We start from the raw sequence: 16930 nt of genomic DNA, 5'->3' as shown, positions 1-16930 counted from the left end.
CTCCCACTACCGGCCCGGGACCCCGATCGGATGCACCCGACGTCGACGGATCAGGAGCGCGGTCGCCACGGCCCGGCGTTGCCGGGTCGAGTCCAGACCTCCGGGGTGCCGAGCACCGGGCCGGGATCGGTGAGCCAGTACGCGGAGTCCGGCGTCCAGCCGGCGACCACGCTCGCGGTGGTGTCGTCCACGGCGACGACGGCTCCCGAGGTACGGAGCCACCCGGCGACGGTCAGGTGCACGACGTCGTACTCGCGCGCGACCGCCGACCAGTCCGGCACGACCCAGTCGCCGTCGCGGCCGGTCGCGAGCCCCCAGTCGTGCCTCCTGGTCGTCCCCGTGACGTCGAGCGGCCAGCGACGGCAGACCGCCGCCCAGTCCTCCGGGCCGTCGACGATGCAGACCCGCAGCGTCCGACCCGGCGACGCCGGAGCGACGAGCGCGTGCTGCTGGCCGAACGAGTCCTCGACCGCCCAGAGCGCCAGTGGCCCGGACGACGCGAGCGGTGCGCCCGTGGTCTGCACGAGCGGCCAGGGCGGCGTCGTCCACCACGCGCCGCTCGTCCGGCCGTCGGTGCCCGCCGCCGCATCGCGCCGGAGATCGTCGGCCCAGCCCCGGAGCGCATCAGAGACGACCGGACGAGCACGCCCGGCACCGGCACCGTCGTCGTCGTCGTCGAACGTCACGACCCACCGCGCGCCGTCCTGCTCGACCGACCAGAGCCGCTGCACCACCTCGCTCCCGGCCACCCACTGCGCGACCCGCCGCAGCACCGAGCCCAGCTCCGGCCGCTCGAGCAGGGCGTCGCTGGCGTCCGCCGGTTGCCACCAGAGCGCGCTCTCCGCCGTCTGCTCCAGTGCCTCGACGACGTGGTCCTCGGTGGGATCGGGCAGCCGGACCGCGTCGAGCGCGTCCGCCACCGCACCGATCTCCGGAACGGGACCGGCGACGGCCGTTCCACCGATGCCGAACAGCACGCCGCCGTCGCCGCGTTCCTGGCCGAGGTGGAAGACGGCCCAGAAGAGCAGCTCGCCGAGGTGCGCGGCCGCTGGGTCGTCGTCGGGCTGCACGCGACGCAGGAGCTCCAGGCAGAACCGGCGCCCTCGGGGTCCGGTGAGCAGGTCCTCGGCAGTGATCACGGCACCAGGCTAGTGACGGCCACTAACGCCACCGCCGCACCCGCCGATAGTCCTTCTCGCAGGCCCACGGACGGGCCGCATCCCGCCCCACGGACGGCGGCGGGACGATCGAGAACCAGGACGGGCCATGATCGTCGTCACACGACTGAACGGCAGCGGATTCGCTGTCAACCCCGATCTCGTGGAGCGCATCCAGGAGACGCCGGACACGACGTTGATCATGGTCGACGGGGCGAAGTACATCGTCCGCGAGTCCATGGCCGACGTGATCGACCTCATCGCCGCGTACCGCGCCCGCATCGTCGGGATGGCCTACGGCACCGACGCTGCCGTGCGGAACAGCACCGGCCCGCAGCCGACGCTCGCGCCCGTCGCACCGATCCACCCGCCGCGTGCACAGGACGGGGGCCGCTGATGGACATCGCAACGATCGTCGGCATCCTGCTCGCCTTCGGTGCCCTGTTCGGCATGGTCGAGATGGAGCACGTCGAGCTCGCCGGCCTGTTCCTGCCGGCCCCGATGCTCCTCGTGTTCGGCGCCACCATCGGCTGCGGCATCGCGAGCACGACGCTGAAGGACGCCATCGCCAGCTTCAAGGCCGTGCCGAAGGCGTTCACCGGCAAGGTCACCCCGCCGCAGTCGGTCATCGACGACGTGGTGGGGCTCGCGGAGACGGCTCGGTCGAACGGGCTGCTCGCGCTCGAGCAGGAGGCCGACAAGCACGACGACCCGTTCATGAAGAAGGCGCTGCAGAACATCGCGGACGGCACCGACGGCGACGAGCTGCGGATCCTGCTCGAGGACGAGATCGAGTCGAACGCCGCCCCGGTGCGGAGCGCGAGCGCGTTCTTCATGGGCCTCGGTGGGTTCGCTCCGACGGTCGGCATCATCGGCACCGTGGTGTCGCTGACCCACGTGCTCGCGAACCTCGGCAAGCCGGACGAGCTCGGTCCGCTCATCGCGAGCGCCTTCGTGGCGACGCTCTGGGGCCTCCTCACCGCGAACTTCCTGTGGCTGCCGATCGGCGGCAAGCTCCGGAAGCTCGCGCAGCTCGAGTCGGACCGGCAGACGCTCCTGATGGAGGGGCTCCTGGCCGTGCAGGCCGGCAGCCAGCCCCGGCTGCTCGGTGAGCGGCTGAAGGCGATGGTCCCGCCGGCTGCCCGCGTCGACACGGCAGGCAAGGGCAAGAGCGGCAAGGGCGGCAAGGGCGGAAGCAGCGCCGACGCCGACGAGCAGCAGCTGGCGGCCTGACGGTGAGCGCGAACCCCCGGGGACGCGGCCGCGGTCGCGCGAAGAAGTCCCACGACGAGGCCGAGCACCCGGACGAGCGGTGGATGGCGTCCTACATGGACATGATCACGGTGCTGATGTGCATGTTCCTGGTGCTCTTCGCGATGTCGACGGTCGACCAGGAGAAGTACATCGCGCTGAAGAACTCGCTCGCGACGGGGTTCGGCGAGGTGGAGTCGCAGAAGGTCGACACCGCGAGCGGCACCGTCGTGACGAAGGACCAGGTCGAGGACGGCTCCGGCTACTCGACCGACAAGTCGCAGGCGGACCACTCCACGGCGTCGTCCGGCGCGAAGGACACGAACGTCGACCCCGCGTCGACGGTGGTGCCGAAGACGGCGACGAAGCAGGACGTCGCGGCGGCGAAGCAGGAGCTCGACGACCTGACGAAGATCGAGCGGGCCATCGAGAAGAACCTGACGAAGGCCGGTCAGACCCGCAACGTCCAGTTCACCCTGGACGCCCGCGGCCTGACGGTCCGGCTCGTCGGCAGCGAGACGTACTTCGGCACGAACAGCGCGGACCTGTCCGATCAGGCGCGGTCGATCATGGACGCGATCGCCCCGGTGCTGAAGACCTCGGCGCACGACGTCAGCATCGAGGGGCACGCCGACCAGCGGAACTCGACGGCGCCGTACGCCACGAACTGGGAGCTCAGCGCGGCGCGGGCCACGGGGGTGCTCCGCGACCTCGTCGAGCGGGGCGGGATGCCGGGCGACCACGTGCAGAGCGTCGGGTTCGGGTCGAGCCGGCCGCTCGCGAAGGGCGGCACGGACCAGGACCTCGCCCTGAACCGGCGGGTCGACATCGTGGTGCTGTCGAACGCCGACCAGGACGTCAGTGCCCTGATGCCGGCGCTGGCGAAGGCACAGGACGGAGTCCAGAAGGGCTGACCACCCGAGGCGAGAACGCGAGACGACGCGAGACGACGCGAAACCCCCACCGCCCCACTACGGGGTACACCACTGACGGGTGGCACACAGGCGACCGATAGACGCCCTCGTGACCGAGACCCTGCCAGCGCCCGAGGTGTACGACTTCGCGCGCCCGTCGACGCTCGCCCGTGAGCACGCACGGGTCCTCGAGCTCGCGTTCGAGACCTTCGCGCGCCAGTGGGGGACCCAGCTCACCGCGAAGGTGCGCGCCGTCAGCCAGGTCACCTGCGAGCAGGTGCAGATGACGACGTACGACGAGTACGCCGCCTCGCTGCCCGCACTGACCGGCATGGTGCTGCTCCCGATCGCCGACATCGCCTCGAAGGGCGTCCTCCAGGTGCCGCTCGACGCAGCGCTGACCTGGGTGTCGCACGCCCTCGGCGCCTCGAAGCCCCTGCCGACCCCGGACCGCACCTTCACGCCGATCGAGCAGGCCCTCGTCCGGAAGATCGTCGAGGACGCACTCGACGACCTGCGGTACTCGTTCGGCGGGCTCCTGGCGCACGACGTCACCGCCGGCGGGTTCCAGTTCAACTCCCAGTTCGCCCAGGCCGCGCAGAAGGGCGACCTGATGATCGTCGCCTCGTTCTCGATCCGCGTCGGCGACCGGATCGCCCCCGGCACGCTGGCCTTGCCGGCCGAGGCCGTCCTGCCGCAGCTCGGCGAGGCCGCGACCCACGTGTCCGCTGCGGACGCGCAGGCGCTGCTCGACGCGCAGCTCGCGGGTGTGCCGGTCGGCGTCAGCCTGCACTTCGCCCCGGCGACGGTCCTGCCGACGCAGGTGCTCCGGCTCGCCGTCGGCGACCTCCTGCCCCTGCCGCACCCGCAGCACCGGCCCCTCACCATCGCGGTCGACGGCGAGCCCGTCGGGACCGCAGCGGTCGGCGCGAACGGCTCACGCCTCGCCGGCATCGTCGTCACCACCACCTCTGCCACGAGCACGGAGCAGCACGCATGAACGTCACCACCACCCTGCACACGACAGCGGCCGAGTCGCTCGCGGCGCAGCTCCCGACGGCCGCCCCCCTGGGTGCGGTGCTCCTGCCTGGAGGCGCGACCCCCGTCGTGCTCGAAGCGGCGGCCGACGCGGTGGTCGCGTCCTTCGTCGGCGGCCTGTCGGCCGATCTGGCGCTCGTCCTCACCGACCTCGACGCGGTGACCGCCGCGGGCGGCACGGACCACGGCATCGTCGCCGTCACCGACGTGCTGCGGCCGTCGCTCGAGGCCGCCGCGACCGTGCTCGGTGTCGGCGTCCTCGGTGAGGCGCACCGTGGCTCGGCCGCGTCGCTGCTGGCCGACCCCGACACCGTCGTGTTCGAGCTCACCGCCGGTGGCGCTCCCGGGGGGTGGTTCGGCATCCGGGTGCGCGAGAACGGCACGGTGTCCGCTCCGGCCACGCCGGCGGCCGTCCCCGCCGGCAACCTCGGTCGCATCAACAACGTCGAGATGACCCTCACCGTCGAGATCGGCCGGACCCGGATGTCGGTCCGCGACGTGCTCGGCATGGAGCCCGGCGCCGTCGTCGAGCTCGACCGCAGCGCCGGCGCTCCCGCCGACGTCCTGCTGAACGGTCGCCTGATCGCGCACGGCGAGGTCGTCGTCGTGGACCAGGACTACGCCGTCCGCATCACGCGGATCCTCGACGTCGCCGAATCCGTCTGAGCCCGGCCCCGTGGACACCCTCCTCGTCACCCTCCGCGTCGCGCTGTCGCTCGGCGTCGTGCTCGCCCTCATGTGGGTGCTGCACCGCGCCAGCAAGAAGCGCTTCGCCGGGAAGGCCTCCGGTCGTCGTGCGGCGACCGTCGAGGTCGTCGGTCGACAGGGCCTCGGCGGCAAGGCGAGCATCGTCGTCGTCGACGTCGAGGGGGAGCGCCTCGTGCTCGGCGTCTCCGAGCAGGGCGTCAGCCTGCTCACCAGCGGGCAGGCACCGGCACCCGAGCTGACCATCGTGACCGGACCCGTCCAGCTGCCCGTTCGTCCCGCCCCGTCGGCCGACGTGTTCCGTCAGGAACTGGCGCTGCAGTCGGACGCCACCACGGGCCTCCCGGCCGACGCGAACGAGACGACCGCAGCGGACCCGCTGCCGATGCGTCCGCGCAACCGCCGTCCCCAGCGCACCGTCGCGCCGTCCGCGCAGCAGCTGCAGGGCTCGATCCTGTCCGCCGAGACCTGGCGGCAGGCAGCAGCGGCGCTCCGGAACCGGCGGGCCGGGTGACCGCCGCACGGACCGGACGACTGGTCGCGCTGGTCCTGCTCGGGCTGGCGGTGGTCGCCGGGTTCCTCATGCTCACCGCGACCGGCGCGCACGCCGCCGGGGTCGTCGAACCGACGGCACCCGTCACGCCGACCGCACCCGCGACCGGTGACTTCAGCGTCAGCGTGAACGGTCCCGACGGCACCCCGTCGTCCGCCGTCGAGACGCTCATCGGCATCACCCTGCTCAGCGTCGCACCGGCGCTCATGCTCATGATGACGTCGTTCACGAAGATCTTCGTCGTCCTCGCGATGACCCGGAACGCGCTCGCCCTGCAGTCGATCCCGCCGAACCAGGTCATCGCGGGGCTCGCGCTGTTCCTGTCGCTGTTCGTGATGGCGCCGGTGCTCGGGCACATCAACGAGGACGCGCTGCAGCCCTACCTGGCCGGGCACCTCGACTTTGACCAGGCCGTCGAGATCGGCACGAAGCCGCTGCGGACCTTCATGCTCCACCAGACGCGGGACGAGGACGTCGCCCTGATCACCCGCGCCGCCGGACTCGACAACCCGAAGTCGATGGCGGACGTGCCGATGACGACGGTGATCCCGGCGTTCATCATCTCGGAGCTCCGCAGCGCGTTCATCATCGGGTTCGTCATCTTCATCCCGTTCCTGGTGATCGACCTCGTCGTCTCCGCGGCGCTCATGTCGATGGGCATGATGATGCTCCCGCCGGTCATGATCTCGCTGCCGTTCAAGATCCTGCTCTTCGTGCTGGTCGACGGCTGGGGCCTCATCATCAAGTCGCTCATCGAGAGCTACCACGTTGTCTAGGGGGCGCGCATGAACCAGCAGGCAGTCATCGACCTCGTGCTGCAGGCGCTCCTGGTGTCCGCGAAGCTCGCCGCTCCCGTGCTCATCACGTCGCTCGTGGTCGGGTTCGCGATCTCGCTGTTCCAGTCGGTGACGCAGATCCAGGAGGTCACGCTCTCCTTCGTACCGAAGGCCGTCGCGGTGGCGATCGCCCTGGTGATCTGCGGCAACTGGATGATCTCGGAGATGGTGGCGTTCACGCACGTCGCCTTCGAGATGATCCCGAAGCTCCTCGGGAGCGCCTGATGGAGCTCGCCGTCGACGCCGACCGGCTCGAGGCGACGATGCTCGCCGGCGTCCGGCTGGTGGCGTTCTTCGTGATCGCGCCGCCGTTCTCGTACCGCGCGTTCCCCGGCACCGTGAAGGTGATCCTCGGGCTGGGTCTCGCGATCGGGGTCGCCCCGCGCGTCGCCGTCGGCTACGAGTCGCTCGAGACCGGCCCGTTCCTGCTCGCCCTGCTCACCCAGCTCGTCGTCGGGCTGGCGCTCGGGTTCCTCGTCTTCCTGGTGTTCGCAGCGGTGCAGTCCGCCGGTGCGCTCATCGACCTGTTCGGCGGCTTCACCCTCGCGCAGGCGTTCGACCCGCAGTCGCAGGTCAACGGCGCCCAGTTCACCCGGCTGTTCCAGATGGCGGCCCTCGCGCTCCTGTTCACCTCCGGCGGCTACCAGCTCATCGTCGGCGGCCTCGTGCGCTCCTTCGACGCCGTCCCGCTGACCGGCTCGTTCGCGCTCGACGGCCTCGCGTCGCTGCTCGTCACCGCGATGTCGCAGATGTTCCTCGCCACGCTGCAGATCGCCGGACCGCTCGTCGTCGTGCTGTTCCTGGCGGACGTCGGCCTCGGTCTGCTCACCCGCGTCGCCCCGGCGCTGAACGCGTTCCAGATGGGCTTCCCGATCAAGATCGGGCTGACCGTCCTCTTCGCCGGTGCGCTCTTCATGGCCCTGCCCTCGGTGGTGTCGTCGTTGACCGGCGACGCCGTCCAGGCGATCACGGGACGGGGGTGACGCCCGGTGTCCGACAGTGGTGAGAAGTCCGAGAAGGCCACCCAGAAGCGCATGCAGGAGGTCTACCGGAAGGGCCAGCTCGGCCGCTCCCAGGACCTCGGCGCGTGGATCGGCATCGCCGTCGTCGCGCTCATGGTGCCCGCCGTCATCGGCAACGCCGCGGCCGCCGGCACCCACCAGCTCAGTGCCGTCCGCTCCGTCATCACGAACCCGACGATCGGCACGATGAACCAGGTGTTCGCCGAGTCGATGGGGTCGATCGGTGCCACCCTCGGACCGATGCTCCTCGTCGTCCTCGTCGCGGTCACGGCCGCCGCGGTGGCGCAGGGCGGCGTGCACATCCGGAAGCTCGCACCCGAGGCCTCGCACTTCGACCCCATCGCCGGCCTGAAGCGCGTGTTCGGCGTGCAGGCGCTGTGGAACGGCGTGAAGGCGCTGTTGAAGACCTCGGTCGTCGGGCTCGTGCTCTGGTTCGCGGTGCAGGGGCTGATGCCCGTGCTCATGACGAGCGGCTCGTTGCCGTTGTCCGCGGTGCTCGAGGCCGCGGCGGACGGCGCAGGCACCCTGCTCCGCGCCGCGATCGCGGCCGGGCTTCTGCTCGCCGCGATCGACGTGTTCGTCGTCATCCGGCGCAACCGCAAGCGCACCATGATGACCAAGCGCGAGGTCAAGGACGAGCACAAGAAGAGCGACGGCGACCCGCTCGTCAAGGGTCAGCGACGCTCACGGCAGCTCGCCATGAGCCGCAACCGGATGATCGCGTCGGTGGGCACCGCGGACGTCGTGATGACGAACCCGACGCACTACGCCGTCGCGCTCAAGTACGAGCCGGGGAAGTCCGCGCCACGGGTGGTCGCGAAGGGCGCCGGACCGGTCGCCGACGTGATCCGTTCCCGTGCGGAAGAGGACCGCGTGCCGATCGTCCGCGACGTCCCGCTCACCCGTGCCCTGCACGCCGCGTGCGAGCTCGGGCACGAGATCCCCGTCGACCTGTACACGCCGGTCGCCCGCGTGCTCTCGTTCGTGATGGCGCTGAAGGCCCGCGGCACCGCTGCCGGCACGCACTCGGCGCCGCGCCCGACGACGCCCGACGAGGTCGCCGGCGTCATCGACCCCGCCACCCTGACCGGTGACCTCCGGCCCCGCAAGCTCCGAACCACCCGCTCCGAAGGAGTCACCGCATGAACCGCAAGGACCTGCCGAAGCTCGTCGTCCCGGTGTTCATCGTCGGCATCATCCTGCTGCTGATCCTGCCGGTGCCGTCGTTCCTGCTCGACTTCCTGATCATCATCAACATCCTGCTGGCGCTGGTGATCCTGCTCACGACGCTGTTCGTGAAGAAGCCGCTCGACTTCTCGGTGTTCCCGTCGCTGCTGCTCGTCGCGACGCTGTTCCGCCTCGGGCTCAACGTTGCGTCCACCCGGCTCGTCCTCGGCGAGGGCTTCGCCGGCGACGTCATCCAGGCGTTCGGCCACGTCGCGGTGTCCGGCTCGATCATCATCGGCGCCGTGATCTTCCTGATCCTCATCGTGATCCAGTTCGTCGTCGTGACGAAGGGTGCCGAGCGCGTCGCCGAGGTCGGTGCGCGGTTCACCCTCGACGCGATGCCGGGCAAGCAGATGGCGATCGACGCGGACCTCAACGCCGGCCTCATCACCGACGAACAGGCGAAGGACCGCCGTGCCGCGGTGTCCGCCGAGGCCGACTTCTACGGCGCGATGGACGGTGCGTCGAAGTTCGTCAAGGGCGACGCGATCGCCGGCATCCTCATCATCATCATCAACCTGGTCGGTGGCATCGCGATCGGCATGCTGCAGAACGGGCTCTCCGCCACCGACGCCCTGTCGAAGTACGGCATCCTGACCATCGGCGACGGGCTCGTCACCCAGATCCCCGCGCTGCTGATGGCGGTCTCCACCGGCATGATCGTCACCCGCTCCGGTGCCGAGTCCGAGATGGGTGCCTCGGCTGCCACCCAGCTGTCGCAGTCCCGGAACGCCCTGATGATCGCGGGCGTCGCGGCCATCGCGATGGGCTTCATCCCCGGCATGCCGATCCTGCCGTTCCTGCTCGTCGGCGCGACCCTGCTCTTCACCGGCTGGCGCATCGGCCGCAACGCCGCCCAGGCCGAGGCCGCCGCGGCGGAACAGCAGGCGATCGCGTCCGCAGCACCCACCGGGGACAGCCCCGAGGACCTCATCGAGCAGATGCGCGTGCACGCCCTCGAGATCCTGCTCGCCCCCGACCTCGTCGACATGGTCTCCGGCGCCTCCGACGACCTGCTCGGCCGGGTCCGGGCACTCCGCCGCAAGATCGCGATCGACATGGGCGTCGTGGTGCCGCCGGTCCGCACCCGCGACAGCATCGACCTGCCGCCCTCCACGTACGCCATCCGGATCGCCGGGGTCGAGGCCGGCCGCGGCACCGCACCGGCGCGCAGTGTCCTGGCGCTCGGCGACCACCTCGACGGGCTGCCGGGCACCACCACCGTGGAACCCGTCTTCGGCCTGGCCGGCAAGTGGGTGCCCGCCGAGCTCCGGCACGCCGCCGAGATGACCGGGGCCACCGTGATCGACCGCGTGTCCGTGCTCGTCACCCACCTGCAGGCGATCATCGGCGACAACGCCGCGCGCCTGCTCACCCGCGAGGACGTCAAGGTCCTGACCGAGGGCGTCAAGCAGGTCAACCCGGCCGCCGTCGAGGAGCTCGTGCCCGGCATGCTCTCGATGGCCGAACTCCAGCGGGTGCTGCAGGGCCTGCTCGTCGAGCGGGTGCCGATCAACGACCTCGGCCGGATCTGCGAGGCGCTGACCCTCCGCGCGAAGGTGTCCACCGACCCCGAGGGACTCGTCGAAGCCGCCCGCGCCGCCCTCGGACCCGCCCTGGCCGCGCGCTACCTCGACGCCGGCACCCTCCGCGTCATCATGATCGACCCGCTGCTCGAGCAGTCCATGCTCGAGGGCCTCCGACCGTCCGAGCAGGGCTCGCAGATCGTGCTCGACGCGCACCGCATCGAGCAGGTGCTCGGCTCCGTCCGCGACGCCGTCCGGAGCGTCGAGGACCAGGGGCTCTCCGCCGTCCTCGTCTGCGCCCCGCAGCTGCGACCGGCCGTGCACCGCATGGTCTCCGCGCAGTCGAACGGGCTCCCGGTGCTGTCGTACCAGGAGGCCACCGCCGCCGGCTCCACCATCGAGACCGTGGGAGTGGTCCGTGCCGCCGACCCGATTGCAGCGTAGCGGCGCCACGCTCGACGAGGTCCGGGACGCCGTCCGGACCGAGTTCGGCGCCGGTGCCCGCATCGTCGCCGCCGAACGCGTCACCACGCCGGGCATCGGCGGACTGTTCCGCAAGGCGCACGTCGAGGCCACCGTCGAGGTCCCGGAGCCGGGGGAGCCCCCGACCGCGCGCGTCGTCATCGCGGACTCGCCGGTGCAGCGGATCGGGATCGCGGCGCTCCTCGCCGACGCGGAAGCGGCGGAGGCCCGCATCGCGGGCACCGACGGCACCGCGACGACGCGCGCCGACGCGTTCGCGTCGGTGCTCGACGGCTTCGCGGCGGACGGGATCACGGGGAGCGCGCCGCGCCCGACGGCCGCGCTGCCGGACCAGGACGCGCCTGTCCGGGTCGACCCGCGCCTCCGGGCCGTCACCGACACCCAGGCTGTCACCGACGCCCAGCCGGGAGGCCCGACCAGCGTCCCCGACGTCGCCCCGGTCGGGCGCACGGTCCGGCCCACGGCCCCGGCCGTGCGGTCCGCCGACGGGGACCTGGTGCTGTTGGTCGGACGGCCGAACGACGTCGACGCGGCAGCACGCCTGTTCGCGACCCGGTACGCGTTGCGGCCCACCGACGCCGCTGACCGCCGCTCCGGGATCCTCGCCCGCGCCGACGGGGTGCGGGACGGCCACGCCGTCGTCGCCTTCGCCGCGTGGGACGACCGACGGACCAGCGAAGGGCTCGAGCCCGACCAGGTGTGGGTCGTGGTCGACGTCGGACGGAAGCCGGAGGACTCGGCGGCCATGGTGTCCACGGTCGCCGACCGGTTGCCCGTGGCCGGCGTCGTCGCGATCGGCGCGGGGGAGACCGCCACGCCGGAGTCGATCGACCTGCTGGGGGTGCCCGTCCTGTCGCTAGGCTGAACGGGTGCTGGTACTCACGCGGAAGGTCGGCGAGCGGATCCTCGTCGGTGACGACATCGTCATCACGGTCCTCGACGCCCGAGGGGACGGCGTGCGCATCGGGATCGACGCGCCGCGTGGCGTGAAGATCCAGCGTGAAGAGGTCGTGCGGGCGGTCGCCGAGGCGAACGCCGAAGCCGCTGCTGCGGCTGCTGCCGGCGAGTCCGGCGACGACGCCGAGGCGCGGTTGCGCGCGGCGCTCGGGGATCTCGGCGGGGCCGACCGGGCGTAGTCCCGGCCGTCGCGCGGGCTGCCCGTCCGGGCGGGGTCGGGCGCGGTCGCGGTCGTTGTCGTATGGTCGTTGGCGTTTGGTCGTTGGCGTTTGGTCGTTGCCGAGCGCGCCCTGTGGCGGGCATCGCGCCCCGACTCTTCGGGGCGCGATGACGCTGGCGGGGCGCGACCGGACGGAACGACGTTCCTCGTGAGCGGGGCCGGCGGGGACGACCCGACCCGGGCCTCCAGGTCGGACCGTCCGCACCAGGCGGCTACGGGCGGGGCTTCTTCTCCTGTTCGGGCAGGCGGCCGGCTGCTGCCTCGGCCGCGAACCACGCGCGTGCCTCGTCCTGACGGGCCTGCTCCTCGCCGAGGGCGATCGGGGCGCGGACGTGTCCGGGCTCGTACCCGAAGGTCTCGATCAGCTGCGGCACGATCGGCCGGATCCGTGCGACGAGCCGGTCGATGTACGCCGACACCGCACGGGCCCGCTGGGCCGTGAGCCGCCCGTGCACGAGGTACCAGTCCAGGTGCTGCTCGAGCAGCCCGAGCGCGAACAGGTCACGGAGCCACACCAGCACGCGCCGGGTGTCGCCCTCGGTGACCTCGTCGAGCGCCGCGGTGAAGGCGTCCCACTGCATGAGTTCGGCGTGCGCCCGCGCGGCCTCGATCAACTCGTGCTGCGACCGGTTGAGCAGCAGGGCCTGACGGGCGCGGTCCTTGCCGGCGGTGTTCAGCCGCAGCCCGATCTCGGTGACCATGGTCTCGACCCGTCCGGCGAGGAGCGCCCGCTGGGTCGCCGGGTCGCGCAGGTCGGTGACGCTCGCGGCGAGCGACCCGCGGTCGGCGACGGCCTGTCCGAGCCGACGGATGCCGGACGCGTCCGCGAGCTTCGTGCCGACCTGGGCCGCGACGAACTTCGCGGTGGACGCCGGGTCGCGCGGCGCCTGCTTCCGGAAGTCGGTGAGCAGGCGCTTGCCGACGAGCTGCAGGAGGACGGTGTTGTCACCCTCGAACGTCACGTAGACGTCGAGGTCGGCGCGGAGGCTCGTCAGGCGGTTCTCGGCCAGGAAGCCCGCGCCGCCGCAGGCCTCGCGGCACTCCTGCAACGTGTCGAGCGCCGACCAGGTCGACAGGGACTTGAAGGCGGCCGCCTGGGTCTCGAGGTCCTCGCGGCGCTCCGGGGTGTCCTCGCGTCCGCTGAAGACGTCGTCGAAGGTGCGGAGGAGCTGCTCGTGCGCGAAGGACTGCGCGAACACGGTCGCCAGGCGGGGGATGAGCCGCCGCTGGTGGCGGCCGTAGTCGAGCAGGACGCCCTCTGTGCCGCCGCCGGTGGGGAACTGGCGGCGCTGCATGCCGTAGGTCAGCGCGATCTGCAGGCCGATCTTCTGCGCGACGACGGCCGCACCGTCGAGCGAAACACGGCCCTGCACCAGGGTGCCGAGCATCGTGAAGAAGCGGCGTCCGGGCGAGTCGATCGGTGAGCTGTACGTTCCGTCCTCGGCGACGTCGCCGTAGCGGTTCAGCAGGTTCGTGCGGGGGATCCGGACGTGGTCGAAGTGCAGCCGACCGTTGTCGATGCCGTTCAGGCCGCCCTTGACGCCGTCGTCCTCACCGCCGACTCCTGGTAGGAACGCACCCTCGTCGTCACGGAGCGGGACGTAGAACGCGTGCACGCCGTGGTCGACGCCCTGCGTGACGAGCTTCGCGAAGACGACGGCGGCCTTGCCGTGCAGCGCCGCGTTCCCGATGTAGTCCTTCCACGCACCGCGGAACGGGGTGTGCACGACGAACTCCTGCGTGTCCGGGTCGTAGGTCGCGCTCGTGGCGATGTTCTGCACGTCCGAGCCGTGGCCGGTCTCGGTCATCGCGAAGCAGCCGGGGACGTCGAAGCCGATGATTCCCGGCAGGAACTCCTCGTGGTTCCGAGCCGTGCCGAGGTGGTGGACCGCGGAACCGAACAGGCCCCACTGCACGCCGGCCTTGATCTGCAGCGACGGATCCGCGGTGGTGATCTCCTCGAAGGCCGCGAGGTTGCCGCCGTGGTTGTCCTGCCCGCCGAGCTCCAACGGGTACGGCCGCTGGATCGCGCCGGCGTCGACGAGGATCTGCAGCTGGTCGAACGCGCGGGCACGGTGCTCGATCGTGCCGAGTCCCTCGGTCTTGTGGAGCGCCGGGTCGAGCACGAGGCGGCGGGAGATCCGGCGGTCCTCGGCCCAGCGTCCGAGCAGGAGTTCCTCGACGAGGTCGACGTCGATGTGCAGGTCGGTGTCCGGCCCGGAGTTCGTCGAGGCGCCGGTGCTGCCGGTGCTGCCGGCGGGGGTGCCCGCGGCGGGGTCACCGGTGGCGTCGGCCTTCGGGGCGCTGCTGTGCTGCACGGGTGCGGTGTCGACCATGGTCGGAGTCCTCCTGAACTGCGGTGTCCGGTGTTGCACCGTCCACGCTAGACACGGCTGCCGAGAGCCGCTCGAACGCCGTGCGCGCCGTACAACGCGGCGCGGTCGACACGTGGTCGAGGTGGTGGGAACCCTCCAAGCGGGATTGTTGAGCGCCTGTCGACGATTGTGCGCGTCGGAAGCGACCGGGGCAGACTGGCCGGCATGTCAGGCTCCACCGCCAAGGGACACGATCCCCGGCCCCCACGCACCTTCTTCGGACAGCCGTTCGAACTCTCCACCCCGTTCGCGGTCGAACTCTGGGAGCGGTTCTCGTTCTACGGGATGCAGGGCATCGTCCTCATCTACATGTACTACACGGTGACACAGGGTGGCCTGGGGATCGACAAGGGCATCGCCACCGGCATCATGGGTGCCTACGGCGGAGCCGTGTACCTCTTCACGATCATCGGGGCGTGGATCGCGGACCGGCTGATCGGCGCCGACCGCACCCTGTTCGGCAGCGCGGTCGTGGTGATGCTCGGGCACATCGCCCTCGCGCTCATCCCCGGGGTCGCCGGTGTCGGGGTCGGCCTGGTGCTCATCGCGCTGGGCTCCGGCGGGCTGAAGGCCACCGCCACGACGATCGTCGGCGGGCTCTACAGTCGTGACGACCCCCGGCGCGACGCCGGGTTCTCGCTCTACTACCTCGGCGTCAACCTCGGTGCCTTCTTCGGGCCGCTGCTGACGGGCCTGCTGCAGTCCTCGCTCGGCTTCCACTGGGGCTTCGGTCTGGCCGCGGTCGGCATGGCCGCCGGCCTGGTGCAGTACGCGATCCGACGGAAGAAGCTGCCCGAGGTGGTCCGCGAGGTCGCGAACCCCGTCGACCGTCGACGCCTGCCCCTGATCGGCGCGGGCGTGGTCGTCGCGCTCGTCGTCATCGTCGTCGCCGTCCTGACCGGACTGCTCAACGTCGGGAACCTGCCCACCGTCGTCGTCGCGGTCGTCGTCCTCGCCACCATCGGCTACTTCGTCGTCATCCTGACCAGCGGCATCACGGCCGACGAGCGCTCGCGCGTCCTCGCGTTCATCCCGCTCTTCATCGGCAGCGCGGTGTTCTGGTCGCTCTACCAGCAGCAGTTCACCGTCGTGACGGTCTACTCGGACGAACGCCTCGACCGGTCGTTGTTCGGGTGGGAGATGCCGGTCTCGTGGGTGCAGTCGATCAACCCGGTGTTCATCATCGTGCTGTCGGGGGTCTTCGCCGCCCTCTGGACGAAGCTCGGCACCCGCCAGCCGTCGACCCCGACGAAGTTCGCGCTCGGCACCGGCATCATGGGCATCGCGTTCCTGCTCTTCCTGCCCTTCGTGAGCACCGGCGAGAACGGCACGCCGCTGATCGCCCTCGTCGGCATCCTGCTCGTCTTCACCGTCGCCGAGCTCCTGCTCTCACCGGTCGGACAGTCGGTGGCCACCAAGCTCGCCCCGCCGAAGTTCCAGACGCAGATGGTCGCGCTCTTCTTCCTGTCGGTGTCGCTCGGCACCGCGGTCACCGGGGTGCTCTCGCGCTACTACGACCCGGAGAACGAAGCGCCGTACTTCACCGTGCTCGGACTCGTCGCCGTCGCGGTCGGTGTGGTGCTGCTCGTCCTCGCGAAGCCGGTGCTGAAGCTCATGCGCGGTATCCGGTAACCTGAACGCAGCCACACGGCCGACAAAACCGAGGAGTCACCACCCATGCTCGAACTCATCGCAGGCATCATCATCGGCGTCGGCGTCCTCGGTGGCGTGGGCTCCTGCATGGCGGTCGCCGCCATGATGAAGAGCGGCTCCGAAGAGTACTGAGTCCCTGACCCGGACTACTCGCCGCTGTCGGTCGTGACCGGCACCAGCTGACGACTCAGGACGGTCGCGCGCTCGAAGGGGCCGCGGCCGTCCTTCGTGTACACGGGCTCGTCGAAAGCGACCGTCCACGACAGCGGTTCGCCGACCCCGGGGTAGCCCACGAGCTGGTTGCCGCCAGGAGCCACGATCACGCCGATCGGCTCGTCGGCCCACCGCTCGCCGCCCTGCGCGGAGTCGATGACCTGCACGAGCGCGCCGATGCCGAGGCCCTGCGCGTCGTCGGGGCGGGGCTTGGGGGAGCGGCGTCGTCCGAACACGCCCTCACCGTAGCGGCGAGTGGTCATGGAACGTCTGTGCGGCACCTGCCGACACGCTGACGGCCCGGCCGCCGGGTGGTCAGGACACCCCGTCGGGCGCGCGCCGCCGGGTGGTCAGGACACCCCGTCGGGCGGGCGCCGGGCGGTCGCAGACCGTCGGCTGCGCCGCCGCCATCCGACAGTTCGTGACCGCTCCGCGAACCTGAGCGGGGAGTTGCGACCGGCGGGACGACGCCCGGGAGGCCCGTGGCGGGCCCGCACCGCGCCTCCAGGCCGTCGTCGGTCGCGTCCAGGGCGCGGGCCGGGTGGTCAGGACACCCCGCCGACAGCGCGTCGAGTGGTCGCGTCCAGGGCGCGGGCCGGGTGGTCAGGACACCCCGCCGCCAGCGCGCCGAGCGGTCGCAGACCGTCGGCGGCGGCGCCGCCAGGCGACGGGGAGTGACCGCTCGGCGAAACTGAGCGGGGTGTCTTGACCAGCCGACACGCGCGACCAGACCCGACACGCGCGACCAGACCCGACACGCGCGACCAGACCCGACACGCGCGACCCGCCCCCGCCCCGAG

General features: G+C 71.4%; 17 protein-coding genes. 14 read left to right on the top strand and 3 right to left on the bottom strand.

Annotation, left to right across the window (positions count from 1 at the left end):
* Positions 1–50: 50 nt before the first annotated feature.
* On the bottom strand, positions 51–1139 hold the full coding sequence (locus EDF19_RS11235; protein WP_123680945.1) for a hypothetical protein: 1089 nt from the start codon (positions 1137–1139) through the stop codon (positions 51–53).
* Positions 1140–1266: 127 nt separating this feature from the next.
* Here EDF19_RS11235 and EDF19_RS11230 point away from each other — a divergent pair, with 127 nt between their 5' ends.
* The 13 genes from EDF19_RS11230 (at position 1267) to csrA (ending at position 11848) form a co-directional block, all read left to right on the top strand.
* Complete coding sequence (locus tag EDF19_RS11230) at positions 1267–1554, top strand: flagellar FlbD family protein (RefSeq protein WP_123680944.1); 288 nt, start codon at positions 1267–1269, stop codon at positions 1552–1554.
* Positions 1554–2390, top strand: a complete 837-nt coding sequence (locus EDF19_RS11225) for a motility protein A (RefSeq protein ID WP_123680943.1) — start codon at positions 1554–1556, stop codon at positions 2388–2390. Before EDF19_RS11230 ends, EDF19_RS11225 begins: the two co-directional genes overlap by 1 nt.
* A gap of 2 nt (positions 2391–2392) precedes the next feature.
* Positions 2393–3322: a flagellar motor protein MotB gene (locus EDF19_RS11220; RefSeq protein ID WP_123680942.1), complete on the top strand. Its 930-nt coding sequence runs from the start codon at positions 2393–2395 to the stop codon at positions 3320–3322.
* 109 nt (positions 3323–3431) lie between these two features.
* Complete coding sequence (locus EDF19_RS11215) at positions 3432–4322, top strand: flagellar motor switch protein FliM (RefSeq protein ID WP_123680941.1); 891 nt, start codon at positions 3432–3434, stop codon at positions 4320–4322.
* On the top strand, positions 4319–5026 hold the full coding sequence (fliN, locus tag EDF19_RS11210) for a flagellar motor switch protein FliN (protein WP_123680940.1): 708 nt from the start codon (positions 4319–4321) through the stop codon (positions 5024–5026). The genes EDF19_RS11215 and fliN overlap by 4 nt, the downstream gene beginning before the upstream one ends.
* Positions 5027–5036: 10 nt before the next feature.
* Positions 5037–5579: a flagellar biosynthetic protein FliO gene (locus EDF19_RS11205; RefSeq protein ID WP_123680939.1), complete on the top strand. Its 543-nt coding sequence runs from the start codon at positions 5037–5039 to the stop codon at positions 5577–5579.
* Entirely contained in the window at positions 5576–6394 is an 819-nt protein-coding gene (gene fliP, locus EDF19_RS11200; protein WP_123680938.1) for a flagellar type III secretion system pore protein FliP, read from the top strand. Before EDF19_RS11205 ends, fliP begins: the two co-directional genes overlap by 4 nt.
* A 9-nt stretch (positions 6395–6403) precedes the next feature.
* Positions 6404–6679 carry a flagellar biosynthesis protein FliQ gene (gene fliQ / locus EDF19_RS11195; protein WP_123680937.1) on the top strand — a complete coding sequence of 92 codons (276 nt, stop codon included), beginning with the start codon at positions 6404–6406 and terminating at the stop codon, positions 6677–6679.
* Positions 6679–7437, top strand: a complete 759-nt coding sequence (locus EDF19_RS11190) for a flagellar biosynthetic protein FliR (protein WP_123680936.1) — start codon at positions 6679–6681, stop codon at positions 7435–7437. Before fliQ ends, EDF19_RS11190 begins: the two co-directional genes overlap by 1 nt.
* A gap of 6 nt (positions 7438–7443) precedes the next feature.
* Positions 7444–8622 (top strand): flagellar biosynthesis protein FlhB, encoded by a 1179-nt coding sequence (locus EDF19_RS11185; protein ID WP_123680935.1) that lies wholly within the window; start codon positions 7444–7446, stop codon positions 8620–8622.
* Positions 8619–10673: a flagellar biosynthesis protein FlhA gene (locus EDF19_RS11180; protein WP_123680934.1), complete on the top strand. Its 2055-nt coding sequence runs from the start codon at positions 8619–8621 to the stop codon at positions 10671–10673. Before EDF19_RS11185 ends, EDF19_RS11180 begins: the two co-directional genes overlap by 4 nt.
* Complete coding sequence (locus tag EDF19_RS11175) at positions 10648–11577, top strand: hypothetical protein (protein ID WP_123680933.1); 930 nt, start codon at positions 10648–10650, stop codon at positions 11575–11577. The genes EDF19_RS11180 and EDF19_RS11175 overlap by 26 nt, the downstream gene beginning before the upstream one ends.
* A 4-nt stretch (positions 11578–11581) precedes the next feature.
* Positions 11582–11848: a carbon storage regulator CsrA gene (csrA, locus tag EDF19_RS11170; protein ID WP_123680932.1), complete on the top strand. Its 267-nt coding sequence runs from the start codon at positions 11582–11584 to the stop codon at positions 11846–11848.
* 253 nt (positions 11849–12101) lie between these two features.
* Here the strand turns inward: csrA and EDF19_RS11165 are convergent, their stop codons facing one another.
* A complete protein-coding gene (locus tag EDF19_RS11165) occupies positions 12102–14225 on the bottom strand; it encodes an acyl-CoA dehydrogenase (RefSeq protein WP_123680931.1) in 2124 nt (707 codons plus the stop codon).
* A gap of 204 nt (positions 14226–14429) precedes the next feature.
* On the opposite strand from EDF19_RS11165, the gene EDF19_RS11160 reads away from it, so the two are divergent.
* Positions 14430–15896 (top strand): peptide MFS transporter, encoded by a 1467-nt coding sequence (locus EDF19_RS11160; RefSeq protein WP_123680930.1) that lies wholly within the window; start codon positions 14430–14432, stop codon positions 15894–15896.
* Between the two features lie 167 nt (positions 15897–16063).
* Here the strand turns inward: EDF19_RS11160 and EDF19_RS11155 are convergent, their stop codons facing one another.
* Positions 16064–16393 carry a hypothetical protein gene (locus EDF19_RS11155; protein WP_123680929.1) on the bottom strand — a complete coding sequence of 110 codons (330 nt, stop codon included), beginning with the start codon at positions 16391–16393 and terminating at the stop codon, positions 16064–16066.
* Positions 16394–16930 lie beyond the last annotated feature (537 nt).

Source organism: Curtobacterium sp. PhB115 (genome assembly GCF_003752025.1).
In the GTDB taxonomy this organism is placed as follows: domain Bacteria; phylum Actinomycetota; class Actinomycetes; order Actinomycetales; family Microbacteriaceae; genus Curtobacterium.
The sequence above is the reverse complement of the archived record's forward strand: the minus strand, read 5'-3'. Positions and strand labels throughout refer to the sequence as shown.